At 65.2% G+C, this 15,187-nt stretch carries 17 protein-coding genes; 5 read left to right on the top strand and 12 right to left on the bottom strand.

The window, feature by feature from the left end; translation table 11 throughout:
- Positions 1-6: 6 nt before the first annotated feature.
- Positions 7-657, bottom strand: a complete 651-nt coding sequence (locus IYX23_RS11585) for a YqgE/AlgH family protein (RefSeq protein WP_196392906.1) — start codon at positions 655-657, stop codon at positions 7-9.
- A 96-nt stretch (positions 658-753) separates the two neighbouring features.
- Between IYX23_RS11585 and IYX23_RS11580 the strand changes: the two genes are divergently transcribed.
- Positions 754-1,560, top strand: coding sequence for a protein-disulfide reductase DsbD domain-containing protein (locus IYX23_RS11580; protein ID WP_196392905.1), 807 nt, complete (start codon positions 754-756; stop codon positions 1,558-1,560).
- A gap of 18 nt (positions 1,561-1,578) precedes the next feature.
- On the opposite strand, the gene IYX23_RS11575 is transcribed toward IYX23_RS11580, so the two are convergent.
- The 7 genes from IYX23_RS11575 to IYX23_RS11545 are packed head-to-tail and all read right to left on the bottom strand — an operon-like array spanning position 1,579 to position 7,228.
- Positions 1,579-2,874 (bottom strand): glycosyltransferase family 2 protein, encoded by a 1,296-nt coding sequence (locus tag IYX23_RS11575; protein WP_196392904.1) that lies wholly within the window; start codon positions 2,872-2,874, stop codon positions 1,579-1,581.
- Between the two features lie 5 nt (positions 2,875-2,879).
- On the bottom strand, positions 2,880-4,040 hold the full coding sequence (locus IYX23_RS11570) for a glycosyltransferase (RefSeq protein WP_196392903.1): 1,161 nt from the start codon (positions 4,038-4,040) through the stop codon (positions 2,880-2,882).
- Positions 4,037-4,897: an SDR family oxidoreductase gene (locus tag IYX23_RS11565; RefSeq protein WP_196392902.1), complete on the bottom strand. Its 861-nt coding sequence runs from the start codon at positions 4,895-4,897 to the stop codon at positions 4,037-4,039. The genes IYX23_RS11570 and IYX23_RS11565 overlap by 4 nt, the downstream gene beginning before the upstream one ends.
- Before the next feature lie 33 nt (positions 4,898-4,930).
- Complete coding sequence (locus IYX23_RS11560; protein WP_196392901.1) at positions 4,931-5,335, bottom strand: MaoC/PaaZ C-terminal domain-containing protein; 405 nt, start codon at positions 5,333-5,335, stop codon at positions 4,931-4,933.
- Complete coding sequence (locus IYX23_RS11555) at positions 5,332-5,727, bottom strand: hypothetical protein (protein ID WP_196392900.1); 396 nt, start codon at positions 5,725-5,727, stop codon at positions 5,332-5,334. The genes IYX23_RS11560 and IYX23_RS11555 overlap by 4 nt, the downstream gene beginning before the upstream one ends.
- Entirely contained in the window at positions 5,717-6,952 is a 1,236-nt protein-coding gene (locus IYX23_RS11550) for a beta-ketoacyl-[acyl-carrier-protein] synthase family protein (protein ID WP_196392899.1), read from the bottom strand. Before IYX23_RS11550 ends, IYX23_RS11555 begins: the two co-directional genes overlap by 11 nt.
- Entirely contained in the window at positions 6,953-7,228 is a 276-nt protein-coding gene (locus tag IYX23_RS11545) for a phosphopantetheine-binding protein (RefSeq protein ID WP_014890237.1), read from the bottom strand.
- Positions 7,229-7,518: 290 nt separating this feature from the next.
- On the opposite strand from IYX23_RS11545, the gene IYX23_RS11540 reads away from it, so the two are divergent.
- Both IYX23_RS11540 and IYX23_RS11535 read left to right on the top strand, forming a co-directional pair.
- The gene (locus IYX23_RS11540; RefSeq protein WP_196392897.1) at positions 7,519-9,384 is read left to right on the top strand and encodes a methylmalonyl-CoA mutase subunit beta; all 1,866 of its coding nucleotides are present in this window, start codon (positions 7,519-7,521) and stop codon (positions 9,382-9,384) included.
- Positions 9,381-9,803 carry a hypothetical protein gene (locus tag IYX23_RS11535; RefSeq protein WP_196392896.1) on the top strand — a complete coding sequence of 141 codons (423 nt, stop codon included), beginning with the start codon at positions 9,381-9,383 and terminating at the stop codon, positions 9,801-9,803. The genes IYX23_RS11540 and IYX23_RS11535 overlap by 4 nt, the downstream gene beginning before the upstream one ends.
- A 10-nt stretch (positions 9,804-9,813) precedes the next feature.
- Here IYX23_RS11535 and IYX23_RS11530 read toward each other — a convergent pair whose 3' ends face one another.
- The 3 genes from IYX23_RS11530 to IYX23_RS11520 all read right to left on the bottom strand — a co-directional run bounded on the left by IYX23_RS11530 (position 9,814) and on the right by IYX23_RS11520 (position 12,600).
- Entirely contained in the window at positions 9,814-11,160 is a 1,347-nt protein-coding gene (locus IYX23_RS11530) for a L,D-transpeptidase family protein (RefSeq protein ID WP_196392895.1), read from the bottom strand.
- Positions 11,161-11,339: 179 nt separating this feature from the next.
- Complete coding sequence (locus IYX23_RS11525; protein WP_124738731.1) at positions 11,340-12,071, bottom strand: arginyltransferase; 732 nt, start codon at positions 12,069-12,071, stop codon at positions 11,340-11,342.
- Positions 12,072-12,156: 85 nt separating this feature from the next.
- Positions 12,157-12,600, bottom strand: coding sequence for an RDD family protein (locus tag IYX23_RS11520; RefSeq protein ID WP_196393055.1), 444 nt, complete (start codon positions 12,598-12,600; stop codon positions 12,157-12,159).
- Positions 12,601-12,826: 226 nt separating this feature from the next.
- Here IYX23_RS11520 and IYX23_RS11515 point away from each other — a divergent pair, with 226 nt between their 5' ends.
- Positions 12,827-13,069 (top strand): DUF2312 domain-containing protein, encoded by a 243-nt coding sequence (locus IYX23_RS11515; RefSeq protein WP_026223071.1) that lies wholly within the window; start codon positions 12,827-12,829, stop codon positions 13,067-13,069.
- 81 nt (positions 13,070-13,150) lie between these two features.
- Entirely contained in the window at positions 13,151-14,656 is a 1,506-nt protein-coding gene (locus IYX23_RS11510) for an AAA family ATPase (RefSeq protein ID WP_196392894.1), read from the top strand.
- 50 nt (positions 14,657-14,706) lie between these two features.
- Here IYX23_RS11510 and IYX23_RS11505 read toward each other — a convergent pair.
- Positions 14,707-15,187 (bottom strand): transposase (locus tag IYX23_RS11505; RefSeq protein ID WP_196398847.1); only part of this gene is annotated, 481 nt, incomplete at its 5' end.

Genomic DNA, 15,187 nt, shown 5'->3' with positions numbered 1-15,187 from the left:
CGACGCTCAGGCGTGTCCCGCGTGTGTCGACAGCCGTTGTGGATCGACGCCGATCGAGCGCAGCGCACGGGCATATTTCGTCTCGAGGTCGTGATCGAACAGCAACGCGGGATCGGTTGGACAATTCAGCCAGCCATTGCGCTGGATCTCTTCTTCGAGCTGACCCGGGTCCCAACCCGCATAGCCGAGCGCCAGCAGCGCGCGATCCGGACCGCGCCCCGCCGCGATCGCGCGCAGAATGTCGATGGTCGCCGTGAGCGAGACGCCGTCGTCGATCGGCAAGGTGGAATTGTCGAGGAAGAAATCCGGCGTATGCAGCACGAAACCGCGGTCGGTCTGAACCGGCCCGCCCGACAGCACCTGGATGTCTTCGGCGCCGCTCGGCAGGCTGATGCGCTCCTGGGGCGCGATCACTTGCAGCTGAACGAGCAAATCGGGAAAATTGCGCACACGGGCCGGCTGATTGACGACGATGCCCATGGCCCCTTCTTCGGAATGGGCGCAAAGATAGATCACCGAGCGCGCAAAGCGCTGATCCAACATGCTCGGCATCGCGATCAGCAATTGGCCATCGAGAAAGCGGCGCTCCTCGGGACGACCGCTGCGGCGCTCGCTCACCCTCTCCGCGAAATCTTGCTTCTTACCGCTCGGCCTCATAGGGTCATGCTACGCCCGCCGCGTCCTCAGGACAAGCGGCGCAAATCACGTAACCGACTGCCTTGACTGGGGGACCGGGGGCGCCGAAGGATCACGATGCGCTCAAAATTCTTTCTCTACGCGCCCCTAGCCGTCACGCTGGCGCAGAGCTTTCCGGCGGCGTCGCTCGCCGAGAACACAGCCTTCGCGTCGGCGATCGTAAAGGGCGCGGCGTCGAGCGCCCGGCTTTTGTCCGCCGGCCCTCTGCAGGGCGACGCTTACCGCGCCGCCGTCGAGATCGCACTCGCGCCGGAAACCATCACCTATTGGCGCCAGCCCGGCGAGGCGGGCTCGGCCCCTGCGTTCGATTTCTCGAAATCGGTCAATGTCGCCAAAGTCGAACCGTCCTTCCCCGCGCCGAAACATATCGACGAGGCGGGAACCATCGTCGCCGGCTATGATGCGCGCGTCGTCCTGCCGTTGAAGGTGACGCCGCGCGATCCCAACGCGCCGGTGACGCTCAATCTCGTGCTCGACTACGCCTCATGCGGCAAGATCTGCCTGCCGGCGCGCGCCGATTTATCTCTGGAGCTGCCGCGCGACGGCGCTTCGCCCCATGCGGCGGCGATCGCCGAAGCGGAACGGCTGGTGCCCAGCAAGCTCACCGCAGCCGAGGCCAAAAAGCGCTTTGCGGTTTCGCGGAATAGGGCGGAGGGGTCATGGCGGCTGCGCTACCTTGGACCCGGCAAGGCCGAAGACGTCTTTGCCGAAGCGCCTGAGCCGCTATTCATTGAAAGCACGCGCGCGGGAGAGGGATTCGAGCTTAAGCTTTTTTCCGGAAGCAAAACCGCCAAGGCCGCGGACGCGACGTTAACGATCGTCACCGACGCCGGCGCTTTCGAGGCGCCGGCGCGGCTGGAGTGAGCGCGACCGGCCTTCGCCCTACTCCACCTCAGCGTCGATCGGCGTCGCAGCTTCGTGGTCGAGCTTGGGCGTGCGCTTGAACGTCGATTTGCGCCCGCGCAAAGTCTGGAGGATCTTCGCGCCATTGGCGAAGGCGAGATAGATCATCAGCGGCGGAATTGACGCGACCGTTTTCACATAATCGGCGAGGGTCCCGCGCTTGAGCGCCAGATAGGGCGGCAGCGTGATGCCGAGCGCCACCAGGACCGTCATGAGTCCGATGATCTCCAACATCCCGGCGAAGGGCGCGAGCGATCCGTGGAGAATCACGCCAAGGACGAAGGCGATGAGTCCGATGGCGGCTGTGGGGAAGAAAATCTGATGAGCGATCAGCGAGATCGCCATGACGCGGCGCGTCAGGCTCCATGGCGAACGCCAGATCGGCAGGACGGTCTTTTGCGCGACCTGCACGAATCCGTTCGACCATCGCCTTTGCTGGCGGCGGAAATCGCGGATTCCCTCCGGCACCTGACCGGGAATCGGCGGCTCCGAGACAAACAGCCCATGCCATCCCTGGAGCGCCGCGCGCACGGTGAGGTCGAGGTCCTCGCATAGCGAATAGTCGGACCAGCCGCCGGCGTCCTCGACTGTCGCGCGTCGCCAAATTCCGCCAGTGCCGTTGAATTGAAAGAGCCAGCCGGCATGCGCGCGGGAGCGTTGTTCGACGAGATAATGGCCGTCCTGCACGAGGCCCTGGGCGCGCGTCAGCCAGTTTTTCTCGAAATTCTGGAACTCGCAGCGCGACTGCACGAAGCCGATGCGATCGTCGGTCAGAAAAAGCGGGACCGTTCGCTTCAGCCAATTGGGCGGCGGACGAAAGTCGGCGTCGAGCATGGCGATGAAGGGCTCGTCGGTCAGCGTGAGGCCATGCGCGCAGGCGCCCGCCTTGAAACCCGAGCGATCGGCGCGCCGCACATGGTCGATCACGGCGCCGCCGATGCGCAGCTCCGCCGCCACTGCGTCCGCCCGAGCGCTTGTCTCGTCGGTCGAATCATCGAGAAGCTGAATGCGCAGCCGGTCCTTGGGCCAGTCGAGAAGCGCGACGCAGCGCAACGACTGCTCGGTGACGAGCGGCTCGTTGAAGACGGGAATTTGAAGCACGACCTGCGGCAGATCCGTGTCTGGGATGGCGGGCGCCTCCGGATCGCGCACGCCGCGCAGCTGGTCGTAACAGAAGCGGCCGATGACGATCAGATAGCCGATTCCGATCGCCATCAGGATTGAAGCGCAGATCATCGCGACCGAGTCGACGAGGAATTGAAAAAGCCCCAGCAAACGGCCTATCCTTCTTCGTGCGGAACCGGCGAGGGCTTCGCCCCGGCGCGCGCATTCACGCTGTCCTTCGCCCAAACCACCTGGTCAGTGACCCAGGCGTTCAACCAGACCGCCAGCATCGTCGCCTCGCGAACCACAAACACCGCAGGCGCGGCCCACGATAACTGCCATCCTTTGGCCACGGAAAGCAATGTCTCAAGCGCAAACCACAGCAGAAGCGTCGCCGAAGCGGCGGCAAGTGGCGCGATCCCGACGAGCGGCGCCGCGATCGCCGAAGCGATAACTGCTGGAACTGCTTGGCATATTGGCTCGGCGAGGAAGGAGATGAGCTCATCGCTGCGGCGAACGACGCTCCAGCGCAATTGCCGCTGATAAACATCCTCGAACGCGCGCGCGCCGAGTTCCTGGCGCACCAGCCTGTGAGAAAAGACCGGCCGTTTGCCGATCCGCCGCATCGCCTTGGCCAAGGCGTTGTCTTCGCCGACCGTATGGGAAATCGCGTCAAAGCCTCCCGCGCGCAGGAAGTCCGAACGTCGAAACAACATGATCTTGCCGACGCCATGCCCCTGCCCCAGCGCCGAGGCGAGAAACAGCATGCGGGCATGCGGACCGTTAATGATCGCAGCCTCGACTTGCGCGGCGAAATTTTCAAGGCGTGCGCAATAGGGAATGGCGCAGACGAGCCCGACCTCGTCCGTCAGCTGCCTGACGTGCTGCGCCAGCGCGTCGGGCTCGAGCAGCACATTGGCGTCCTTCATCAGTATGACGTCGTGCGTCGCCTGCATGAACGGCGCATAAAGATTGTCGACCTTCGGACTGACCGCGAATTTCGCTGTCGAACGCAGAATGCGCGCCGGCACAGTCGGGTGACGCGCGAGAATGGCGCGCATGCGCTGGACTGCCGGTCCATCGATGTCGGTTGCAGAGACGGTCACGTCGAAATCGCCGTAGTGCTGCGTCAGCGCCGACTCTTGCGTGCGGTCGAACTGGTCCTCGAGCATCTTGACGGGAAGCACCACCGAGATCGGCGGCTGGTCTCGGCGCGTGCCACGGCGCGCGGCGAGCCAGGGCTGCGCGACCGTCGCCGCGACGGAGACGACAAGCAAAACGACGGCGATCATCCAATAAGCGCCTGCGGCCCAAGCGAGGACGGTGTAGGCCGTCACGAAATCTCTCGTTCCGGCGTCTCCGGCACTTCGGCAGGAAACTGGCGCATGACGCCGTCGACGAGCGCCGCCGGCAAGAGGGAGAAGAGGCGCATCGCCCAATACATGTAACGCGGAAAGGCGATGACGTTGCGACGGCGGTCCAGCCCGTTCTTGATGATGCGCGCGGCTTCTCCGTCAGAAAGGGCGCCGGGCTGCCAGGATTCGACGCCCGCTGACGCTGGCGTCTTTGGGAGAGCGCGCGCCGAAAAGGGCGTCTTCACGATGGTGCGCGCCGACATGGGCGTCTTCACATACCCGGGCACGATCAGCGCGACATGCACGCCATGGGCTGCGAGCTGGGCGCGCAGGGAGTCGGCCCACATGTGCACGCACGCCTTCGCCGCACAATAGGCCGGCGAATGCGGGAGCGCGCGCACGCCGGCCATCGAGCCGACAATAGCGATTCTGCCGCTCTTACGGGCGCACATCGGGAGAATCGCCGGCTCGACCGTGTTGAAGACGCCCTCGACATTGATCTTGAGCATTGCTCGGACCGCCTCGGACGTTTCGAGAAGCTGGCCGGGCGAAAGGCCCGTCGCGACGCCGGCGTTGGCGACCAGAACGTCGATGGGGCGCTGTTCATGCGCAGAGCGAACGATGCGCGCCATGGCATCGCGATCCCGCACGTCGGCGAGGTGAGTCTCCGCCTCCTCTGCGCCGGCGGCGAGACAGGCGCGCGCGGCGCCCTCGAGCCGCTCGGCGTCGCGCCCGAGCAAGACAAGGCTCGCGCCTTCTTGCGCATAGGCGAGCGCCAAGGCGCGGCCAATCCCGCTGGAGGCGCCGGTGATAAGAACCCGAACAGCGCTCTTAGCCATATGCGCGCCCCGCCCCGCGGCGCAGCAGAAGTTTCATGTGGCCAGCCTCGGCCGCAAGGTCGCTTCGCCGACGATGCCGGGCGCCCGCGCCGCGCCATAGGCCACCAGACGGACGAAAATCTCGTTCTCGGTCGCGCGCAGCACGCGCCCCGACAGCCTGACGGTCTCGCCGCGCAGGATCGGCTGCACGAACTTTCCGGCGATCGAAGAAATGACGAGGTCGCCGCGCCAGGCCCTCAGCATCGGTTCAAACGCGGCCAGAAGCTTCATGCCATGCACCGGCGGCGCGGCCAGCCCGATCGCCGCCGCCACGGCGTCGTCGAGATGCAATGGATTGGCGTCGCCCGAGACCTCGGCGTAGCGCACTAGCGAAGGCGCGTCGAACGGGCCAATGACGGTCTCGGGCAGTTTGTCGCCGACCTTGATGGGATCGCTCATGACGCGCTCCCAAATCCCGCGCGCGGCACGAGCCGCAATATGGTTTCGATTCGTGCGCAGGGCTCCCCTTCGGGCGTTGCGACTGTCCCGACCATCGTCAAACGCGGCGGCGTCTCCTCGCTGCTCATGGTGACGCTTAAATCGTAGCTCTCGCCGGCGACGAGGGGCGCGTCATAGAAGAAGCTCTGCGACTCATGCACGGGCACGACGTCGCGCTTCGCGCAGAGGTCGCGCACAACGGAAAAAAGCGAAGGCTCGGCGAGCCAGATCGCCGGATAGGCGAGCGGAACGCTCGCGCCGTCGCCGCCGGTTTCTTGCGCATAGGCCGCGGCGCGCGCCGGATCGACGCGCAACCGGAAAGGCCCGAGCGCCAGCGGCGGCTCAGGCTGCATGACGCACGATCAACACGGCGTTGATCCCTCCGAAGGCGAAGGAGTTCGACATGGCGGCGTCAATCTTGTGCTTGCGCGCCGCATTCGGGACGACATCGAGCGGGCACCTGGGGTCCGGCTCCAGGAAATTGATGGTCGGCGGCGCGATCTGTTCGCGAAGCGCCTGTATGGTGATGGCGAGCTCCAAGCCGCCGCTCGCGCCGAGCGCGTGACCGTGAATAGGTTTCGTGGACGAGACCGGCACGACCCGTCCATAATCGCCGAACACGCGCAGAATCGCTTCGGCCTCGGTGATGTCGTTGGCGTGGGTCGCGGTGCCGTGCGCGTTGACGTAGTGAATCTCCTGCGGAGCCATTCCGGCGTCTTCGAGCGCCAAAGCGATCGCGTTCGAGGCGCCTTCAAGATCCGGCCGCACGGGGTCCTTGGCGTCGCTCGTCGTGCCGTAGCCGGCGAGTTCGCATAGGGGCGCGTGGCCGCGCGCCCGCGCCGCCTCCTCCGTCTCCAGCACGAAAACCGCCGCGCCTTCGCCAAGCGACATGCCGTTGCGGCCCTTGGAAAAGGGGCGGCACAAATTCGGACTCAGCACGCGAAGGCCTTCCCACGCGCGGATCGTCGCGTTGATGACGCAGGCCTCGGCGCCGCCGACGATGGCCTTGTCCACAAGGCCCTGGCGGATCATCTGCATGCCAAGTCCGATCGACTGCGACGCCGAGGAGCAGGCGCTGCCGATCGAGAATGTCGGGCCGTGGCAGGAATAGCGCATCCCCAGGGTCGCAGGCGCCGCGCTCGGGATGAGCTTGGGAACGCTCAGCATCTCGGGCCGCGTGCCTTCGACATAATAGCGGTAGATGCCGTCCTCGATCGTCGTCATGCCGCCGATGCCGGAGCCGATGATGACGGCCGTTCTCGGCCCGGCGACGTCCTTGCGTCCAAAACCCGCCTGCGCCACCGCTTCGTCGGCGGCGACGATGCAGAACTGCGTAAAAGGATCGCAGAACGGAAGAACGTTGGCTTCGATATAGTCGGCGGGATTGAAGTCGGGCACCTGCGCCGCGATCTTGATGCGCCCGTCATAAGGGCGCTCCGTCTTGAGCGGACGAATCTGGGCGACGCCGTCGCGCGCCGCTTCCCATAGCTTTTGCGCGCCGACCCCAGAGGCGCAGACCGCGCCCATGCCCGAAATAACGACGCGGCGCCCCTCGGCCCGCGCTCGCGAGAATGCCATCTACTGCTTCTCGCGCTCTTTCTGGATGTGGTCGGCGATCGCCTCGATCAGACTTTTGACGTCTTTGGCTTCCTGCAGCGACCCGTCCATGGGGATGTAAACGTTGAACTTCTCCTCGAGCGCAGTGAGAATCATAACGATGTCGACGGATTTGAGGTCGAGGCTCTCGATCGACGCGTCGGGGGTGATCTTGCTTTTGTCGACCATGCCTTCCGACGCGATCACTTCGATGATCTCGTCGACGAGCTGATTCTTGTCCTGCGGATTATCAGTCACGAATCCCTCCGTTTCAGGCTCTTCGCCGCCGACGACAACCCGCGCTCGCGCGCAACGCATTGACGCGGCGGCGCCGATCCGACGCCTTAATTCCGGGCGCGTGGCCAGAACCGCCCGCCTCTGGCTCTTCCGCTCCAGCGCCCCGTTTCCCGCCCTCGGGCGCAGTCGGCACTGGTTAAGGCGTTTGGTCCCGAAAATAAAGCCCGCCGCGCTCCCGGCCGATTTGCAGTGGCCCGGCGGAGCGCTTCATGCGAAAACGCCGCCCGAAACAACGGAGGGCGACAGCGAACATGACGGGACAGGAGACGGCGCTGGCGGGGGTCTTTCCGCAGGCCACTGACGCGCAGTGGCGCGTCCTTGTTGAGCGGGCGCTCAAAGGCGCGTCCTTCGAAACGCTCGTCTCCAAGAGCTACGACGGGCTTTCCATTGAGCCCATTTACGCCCGCGCCGCGGGTTCGCCTGTCCCGGTCCTGCGCAAAAACCCCGGCCGCTGGGCGATTCTCGCGCGCGTCGACGTCCCCAACGCTGACGCCGCCAACCGCTTGGCTCTCCAGGACCTCGACGGCGGCGCCGACGGATTGCATCTCGTCTTTGCCGGTTCGATCGGCGCCTACGGCGGGGGGCTCGTCGGCGACGACGATGACGCAATCGCTCACGCGCTCGCCAATGTTCGCCTCGACTACGGCATTCCGCTGACGCTCGACTCTTCGCCGCGCGCGCCTGGCGCCGCGCAGGCGCTCATGCGTTTTGTCGACCGCCAACATATTGAACCGTCGCTCACCCGCGTTTCGATGGGCTTCGATCCGCTGGGCGCGCAGGCGCGGCACGGATTCGCTGCGGAGCCCTGGGCGCAAGCTTCCAAGAACTTCGCGCGGGACGTGAAGGCGGCGGCAGACGCCGGCTTCATCTACGCGACCGCCGTCACCGACGCCCGCGTCGTGCATTCGGCGGGCGGGACCGAGTCGCAGGAGCTCGCTTTCGCGCTTTCGTCGGCGCTCGCCTATTTGCGGGCGCTGGCGGACGCCGGAGTCGACCTTGATGCCGCGCGCGGACTGATCGCGTTTCGATTCTGCGCCGACGCCGACGAGTTGCTGGGCGTGGCGAAATTCCGCGCCGCGCGTCGCCTTTGGGCGCGCGTAGAAGAGGCCTGCGGCCTCCCTCCCAAACCAGCTCTGGTCTTCGCCGAGACGGCGTGGCGGATGATGTCGCGGCGCGACCCGTGGAACAATATTCTGCGTGGGACGCTCGCCGCGTTCTCCGCGGCGATCGGCGGCGCCGACGCCGTCGCCGTCCTCCCCTTCACCCAGGCGCTCGGCGCCCCCGACGAATTCGCGCGGCGGCTGGCGCGAGACACCCAGCTCGTGCTGCAGGACGAATCGCATATCGACGCCGTCGACGATCCGACGAGCGGCGCGGGCGGCTTCGAGGCGCTGACAGACGAGCTGTGCGCGCGGGCGTGGGGGCTTTTTCAGCAGATCGAGGCGGAAGGCGGCCTTCCCAAAGCGTTGGAGACGGGAGCCTTTCAGTCGCGAGTCGCCGAAGCCGCCGCGTTGCGGGCGAAGAACGTCGCGCGCGCCAAGGATAAGCTCATCGGCGCGAATCAGTTTCCCGATATTCACGAGGGCGCGCTCGACGTTCTCGCGCCCTATGACGCAGCCGCTGAGACCATTGAGACGCCAACAGCCGCGCTGAGGAGCGCTCCGCTCGCGCCAAGCCGTCTCGCCGAGCCTTTCGAGCGGCTGCGTGAAGAGTCGGACGTCAGCCTCGCTGAGTTGGGCGATCGACCGAAGATTTTCCTCGCAAATCTCGGCCCGGTCGCCGCATTCACCGCGCGGGCGAATTTCGCCAAGAATTTTTTCGAGGCCGGCGGCGTCGAAGCGGTTTTTGGACCCGAAACTGAATCCACGACCGAATTGGTCGACGCCTACCGGAAGTGTGGCGCCAAACTCGCTTGCCTCTGTTCGTCCGACAGGATCTACGGAGACTCGGCGGAAACGGCGGCGCTGGCGCTAAAGGGCGCAGGCGCTGGGCTTTATCTCGCCGGCCGGCCGGGCGACCTCGAGGAGCGTCTGCGCCATGCGGGCGTGACAGAATTTATCTACGCAGGCTGCGACATGCACGACGCGCTGCGACGCGCGCTTTCGGAGGCCAAATGAGAACTCTAGCGTTGGCGCTTGCGGTCTGCGTAGCGGCCCAGGGAGCGTCCGCCAAGCAGCCGCGGGGCCAAAAGGCGCAGCCGGACAACGAACGAGCCCTGTCCGGCCCGGTCGGCGATCCAAACGGCAGATGGAATATCGAAGCGACGACGACCGTCGGAGAGTGTCGCAGTCTCATTCCGCCGTCTTTCGACATCGTCGGCAATAAAATCGCGGCAGCGTCGGGGCCGGCTGCCTCATTTTGGGGCTATGTCGACGAGGACGGCACAATCGTGGCGCGATTCACCGGCGCCGGCGAGCGGGTCGTGCGCTTCCACGGAACGCTGCGCGGCGGCAGGGGCTCCGGCCCTTGGTCATCGTCGACCGACCTTTGCGGCGGAACCTGGCGCGCCTCGCGCAGCGCCGCTGCGGCGCAGTAGGGCCGCAGTTTTACCGGGTGCGCTCCTCGAAGTAGCTGTCGTCGTCGCTCGGGAACAGCCCTTCGCCGCGCGCCGGACGCGCCGCCTGCACCACCGTCGGCGCCGGCGAATCGGCCCCGGCGGATCGCACGCCAAGCCCGTCGCGCTGGTAGATGTCGTCGCGGAACTGGGTGACGCCGTCCGGCGCCGCCCATGCCGTAATATAGACCCAGTAGACCGGCACGGCGGGCGTGATCTTGACGTCCACGCGTTCGCCGGAGGCGATGACCTGGTCAATGTGGTCGCGGTCCCAGCCGGGCGTCTCCTTCAGCAGCCAGGCGACATAGTCGCGAACGTTCTGAAGCCGTATGCAGCCCGACGAGACGAAGCGGAAGTCGTCGCCAAAAACGCCTTTAGCGGGCGTGTCGTGCATGTAAACGCCGTAGGGATTGGCGATGTCGATGCGCACGACGCCAAGCGAGTTGAAGTCGCCGCCGATGTCCTGCCGGAAGCGGAAATTAAGCGCGTCGAGCGAGCGCCAATTGATCTGCTCGGGCTGTAACTCCTGATTGTCCTTGCTGTAGACGCGGATGTGATTGGCGGTGAGATAGTTTGGATCCGCCTGCATCTTGGGGATCAGATCCTTGCGGATCACCGACGCCGGCACGGTCCAGAACGGATTGAAGTTGACCTGGATCGCCTTGGTCTGCATCACCGGCGACTGGCGGTCGATCTTGCCGACGCCGGCCATGTGATGGGTGACGACCTCGCCGTTCTCGACTGTCTCGACCGAAGCGGCGGGGATGTTGGCGGTGACGTAGCGGTTGCCGAGGTCATGCGAAAAACTGCGCAGACGCACCAAATTGGTCTCGAGCTGCTTCAGCCGGGTCTCGGCCGGCACATTCATCGCCTGAATGGTCTGCTGATTGACGACGCCAGTCGAAATGATGCCGTGGCGCGCCTGGAACCGGCGCACCGCCGCTTCGACATAGGAGTCGAACACCGGGCTCGCGCCAGTTTCGGCCCCAATGTCGCCGGAGACGATCAGGCGGCGGCGCAACGCCGAGACCGCCGGACTGTTCGAGCCCAGCCGTAGCTGTTGGCCGCCCGGCACCTGCGGCCAGCCGCCATTGGCCGCGATTTCGCGCAAACGCTCGATCGCCGCTTCCGTGGCGGCCACCGTATGAGTGGACAGGATGGGGGTCGTCGATCGCGACACGGTCAAGCGGGCGTCGGCGTCGTAGCGCTGCGCCCATTCAGCCTGTCCGTCCTGGTCCCAAGCGGCTGCAGCGGGCGTGAGAGCGACCGCGCCAAGGACGAGCGCGGCGCCGGCAAACTGGAAAATTGCGGATTCTCGCACAGATCGCTCCAATCGCATCGCCGGAGCATGCTCCGGCGGTCAAGCCGAAAGACGACGCCTCCTAGAGGACCGCGCCGGCTCTTTCGATCGAGTTGTGCATCTTCGGCGTTAACAAGGGACGAATAGTCCGGCGATTTTGTGACCTGCCGGAGCGCGGCGAAGGGCCGCCGCCAAGTCTTCGCTCCCATTCCTGCCGGCTAGTCCACCCGGACCCAGCCGCTCATGCCCAGGCGCTCTTGAGGCAGGAAGCGCGACTTATATTCCATTTTGCGCGAACCTTCGACCCAATAGCCAAGGTACACATGCGGCAGACCAAAGGCGCGGGCGCGCTCCGCATGGTCCAGAATCATGAAGGCCCCGAGCGACCTGTGCTCGAGTTCAGGCTCATAGAAGGAATAGACCATGGACAGCCCGTCGGAGAGCCGGTCGGTCAAGCAGCAGGCGACCAGCGCGCCAATCTCGCCATTGCCTTGGGCGAGACGATATTCGACGAGCCGCGTGTCGACGTGGCTGTCTTCGATCATCATCTGATAGTCGATCATGCTCATGTCGGCCATGCCGCCATCGGAATGGCGGGCGCTGACGTAGCGGCGAAACAAGGCGTATTGCTCCTGCGTCGCCCGCGCCGGCCGTGTTTCCGCGACGAGTTCGGCGTTGCGCCGGCGGACGCGACGCATGCCGCGCGACGGCGTGAACTCGTCGATCTTGACGCGCACCGAGACGCAGGCTCGGCACTGCTCGCAAGCGGGGCGATAGGCGATGGTCTGCGAGCGACGGAAGCCGGATTGCGTCAGCGTGTCATTGAGCGCCGGCGCGCGCAGCCCGATCAGATGCGTAAAGACCTTCCGCTCCTCGCGGCCCGGCAAATAGGGGCACGGCGCCGGAGAGGTCAGATAGAATTGCGGCGCGTCGCGCGGCTCTTTCGTCACGCTCTAAAATCCCAAATCCCAAAATTTATCTAGAGCGCCCACCCGGCGCGCGCCAAGGGCAGATTCGGCGTCGAAGTTGCGGATTTTAAGACGAGCGCCGCAAGACGATGACGTCCGCCAGCATGTCGTGCAGGCAGCGCTTGTCGCCTGCAAACAGCGAAACGAGCAGCAGCGGCGGGAACAGCCAGGTGACATAAAACAGCACGGCGTGGACGGCCGCCTGCAGAAACGGCACAGGGTCTCCTTCCATCGTGCGCATCTCCAGGTCCATGAAGGCCATGCCGGGCGTCGCCATTCTCCGTCCCGACACTGTCAGGCCATTGTAAAAAAAGGCGACGATCGGAAACAGCGGCGGCAGGATGAATGCAGACAATCCGGCGCTGAGGATGAAGAGCGCGACGAACAGCGCCGCCGACATGCCGGCGACAAGAATCAAATCAAGCGTGACGGCGATGACGCGGCGCGTGCGCACGCCCTCGAGCGCCTGTGGCGGGATGTAAGGGGCGGCGCGCGCCCCGATCGGGGGCATTGGGCGGTCGTGACTGGAAAAGGGATCCCGCTCGTTCATCAATTTACGGCCTTTCTGGTGGCCCGCCAAAGATCGGCGACCTGAAGGCCGGTTTCAAGTGCGCCGCTCGGGGTGCGGAATTCGGGGATTAGTGGCCCTGCCGCCTTGACGAGCGCCGCCGGTTTGTCGCAAGGCTCGCCCAGCCGGCGCGCGCCCCGCCCGCCCGGAGCAGCCTCGGGAATTGCACATGACCAGCAACGCCGTCGACGGCGGACATTTGCGCGCCTTCATCGAGCGGATCGAGAAGCTCGAGGAGGAAAAGCGTGCGATCAGCGACGACATCAAGGACGTCTACGCGGAAGCGAAAGGGACCGGGTTCGACCCCAAGGTGATGCGCAAGATCGTGTCGCTGCGCCGCTTGGATAAGCACAAGCGGGAGGAAGAGGAGGAAATCCTCGACCTCTATCTTTCCGCGCTCGGGATGGAATAGGCTCAGTCACTCGCAAAAAGGACTGGCCGCTGGGGCTCGCCTCATGCGCGGCATCAGCGGACGCAAGTTCGAGACCCCCACATGGATTTTGGCGCGCAGGATGAGGTCGTGCGCTTTCTCGCCTCGCTCGAGGGCGGCGCGGAGAGAATCGTCACGACTCACATTTCGGTCGTCGCGCTCTGCGGAACGCACGCCTACAAGCTGAAGAAAGCGGTGCGCTTCCCCTATCTCGACTTCTCGACGCCGAGCCGCCGATGGGAGATGTGCGCGCGTGAAGCGGCGCTCAATACAAGCTTCGCGCCCGAACTTTATCTCGGCGCACATCGCGTGACCCGCGAGGCGGATGGGCGGCTGGCGCTCGACGGCGCGGGCGAGATGATCGACGCCGTGGTCGTCATGCGGCGCTTCGCCGACCAAGACCTCTTCGAACAGATTGCGAAAGACCGCCGCCTGACGCAAGCGATGGTGGAGGCCCTTGCGCGTCTAGTCGCCAAGACCCACGACGAAACCAGGCCGGACTATGAAAAGGGCGGCGCGGCGGCGATGCGCCGGACTCTGGACGATACGGCTTTGAGCTTGCGCAACGCGGCGCCAGCAAGCGCAGAGCAAATCGATGTGCTTGTCGCGCGCCTCGGCGGAGCGCTCGACGCGCAAAGCGCGCTTCTCGACGCGCGAAAGGCGCGGGGCAAGGTGCGCCGCTGCCACGGCGATCTGACGCTGCGCAATATCTGTCTGTTCGAGGGCGCGCCGACGCTCTTCGACTGCCTAGAGTTCGACGACGAGATCGCAACGATCGACGTGCTGTACGACGTCAGCTTCCTGCTGATGGATCTCTGGCGCGTCGGCGCATTTGGCTGCGCCAATCTGGCGTTGAACCGCTATCTCGACGCGCGCGACGAAACTGACGGCCTACCGCTGCTTCCCTTCTTCATGTCGCTGCGCGCCGCCATCCGCGCGCATGTCGAGGCGTCGCAACACAACGCCGAACGCGCGCGCCTCTACTTCGATCTCGCGATGAAGCTGCTCGCGCCGGCCAAAGCCGCCGTCATTGCAATCGGAGGTCTCAGCGGGTCAGGAAAATCGAGCGTCGCCGCGGCGCTTGCGCCCGTCATCGGATGTCCGCCAGGCGCGCGCGTCATCAACAGCGATCGCATTCGCAAACGGCTCTTCGGCGTCGCGCCGACCGCGCGTCTTCCGCAGGAGGCCTACGCGAGCGCCGTGTCGGCGCAGGTCTATGGCGAAATGTTCGAGATTGCGGCGCGAACGGCCGCGCGCGGCTGGCCGGTGATCGTCGACGCCGTCTTCGACCGTTCTCAAGATCGCGCAGCGATAAGAGCCGCGGCCGAGATTGCGCGCGCGCCGTTTCTTGGCGTCTGGCTCGATCTCGATCTCGACCGGCGCGCCGCGCGCGTCGATGCGCGCATCAACGACGTGTCGGACGCCACGCGCGACGTGCTCGAGTCGCAAATGGAGAAGCCGACCGGCGAAATCGAATGGTTCAAGATCGACGCGTCGAAAGATACAGCGATCATCGCCGCTGAGATTGAGAATGCTTTGAAGTCGTCATCGCAAGCCGCCAAACTGTGATGTCATTCCCGATCGCGCGCCAAGCGCGCGATCGGGCAACTGTGTATTGGTTAGCATGCGAAGGACGCATTTTCGCGGCAGATGGCATTGAGAATAACGAGGATTTTTCGTGCGAGCGCAATGAGAACCAGTTTTGGCGGTTTTCCGGCGGCGCGTAGTTTGCGGGCAAAATCGCCCAAACGCGTCTTCGAATTGGCGGCGGCCAGCGCCGCCATGTAGAGGGCTTTGCGCACACGCGTCCGCCCGCCTTTGATCATGCGCTGACCACGACGCTTTCCACTATCGTTGTTGAAGGGCGCAAGCCCTGCGAGCGCCGCAATGGCTTTTGGCGAGCGGCGCCCAAGTTCTGGCATCAGCGCCAACAAGGTGACGGCGGCGACGGGACCAATGCCGGGCACGCTTCGCAGACGCCGCTCGGCTTTGCGCAAGGACTCGTCGGCGGCAATGGCGGCGCGAATGCCGTCCTCGAGCGCTTCGATCTCCTTGTCGAGCCAGGCGAGATGGCGCGTGAGACTGTCGGCTGTGGCGGCG

This window comes from Methylocystis sp. L43 (assembly GCF_015709525.1).
In the GTDB taxonomy this organism is placed as follows: domain Bacteria; phylum Pseudomonadota; class Alphaproteobacteria; order Rhizobiales; family Beijerinckiaceae; genus Methylocystis.
The sequence above is the reverse complement of the archived record's forward strand: the minus strand, read 5'-3'. Positions and strand labels throughout refer to the sequence as shown.

Excerpts from the sequence above, each read along its gene's own strand:
- IYX23_RS11560 (WP_196392901.1), bottom strand. The coding sequence starts at position 5,335 with ATGAGCGATCCCATCAAGGTCGGCGACAAACTGCCCGAGACCGTCATT.
- IYX23_RS11550 (WP_196392899.1), bottom strand. The coding sequence starts at position 6,952 with ATGGCATTCTCGCGAGCGCGGGCCGAGGGGCGCCGCGTCGTTATTTCG.
- IYX23_RS11585 (WP_196392906.1), bottom strand. The coding sequence starts at position 657 with ATGAGGCCGAGCGGTAAGAAGCAAGATTTCGCGGAGAGGGTGAGCGAG.
- IYX23_RS11520 (WP_196393055.1), bottom strand. The coding sequence starts at position 12,600 with ATGCCCCCGATCGGGGCGCGCGCCGCCCCTTACATCCCGCCACAGGCG.
- IYX23_RS11540 (WP_196392897.1), top strand. The coding sequence starts at position 7,519 with ATGACGGGACAGGAGACGGCGCTGGCGGGGGTCTTTCCGCAGGCCACT.
- IYX23_RS11580 (WP_196392905.1), top strand. The coding sequence starts at position 754 with ATGCGCTCAAAATTCTTTCTCTACGCGCCCCTAGCCGTCACGCTGGCG.
- IYX23_RS11535 (WP_196392896.1), top strand. The coding sequence starts at position 9,381 with ATGAGAACTCTAGCGTTGGCGCTTGCGGTCTGCGTAGCGGCCCAGGGA.
- IYX23_RS11515 (WP_026223071.1), top strand. The coding sequence starts at position 12,827 with ATGACCAGCAACGCCGTCGACGGCGGACATTTGCGCGCCTTCATCGAG.
- IYX23_RS11555 (WP_196392900.1), bottom strand. The coding sequence starts at position 5,727 with ATGCAGCCTGAGCCGCCGCTGGCGCTCGGGCCTTTCCGGTTGCGCGTC.
- IYX23_RS11530 (WP_196392895.1), bottom strand. The coding sequence starts at position 11,160 with ATGCGATTGGAGCGATCTGTGCGAGAATCCGCAATTTTCCAGTTTGCC.
- IYX23_RS11510 (WP_196392894.1), top strand. The coding sequence starts at position 13,151 with ATGGATTTTGGCGCGCAGGATGAGGTCGTGCGCTTTCTCGCCTCGCTC.
- IYX23_RS11565 (WP_196392902.1), bottom strand. The coding sequence starts at position 4,897 with ATGGCTAAGAGCGCTGTTCGGGTTCTTATCACCGGCGCCTCCAGCGGG.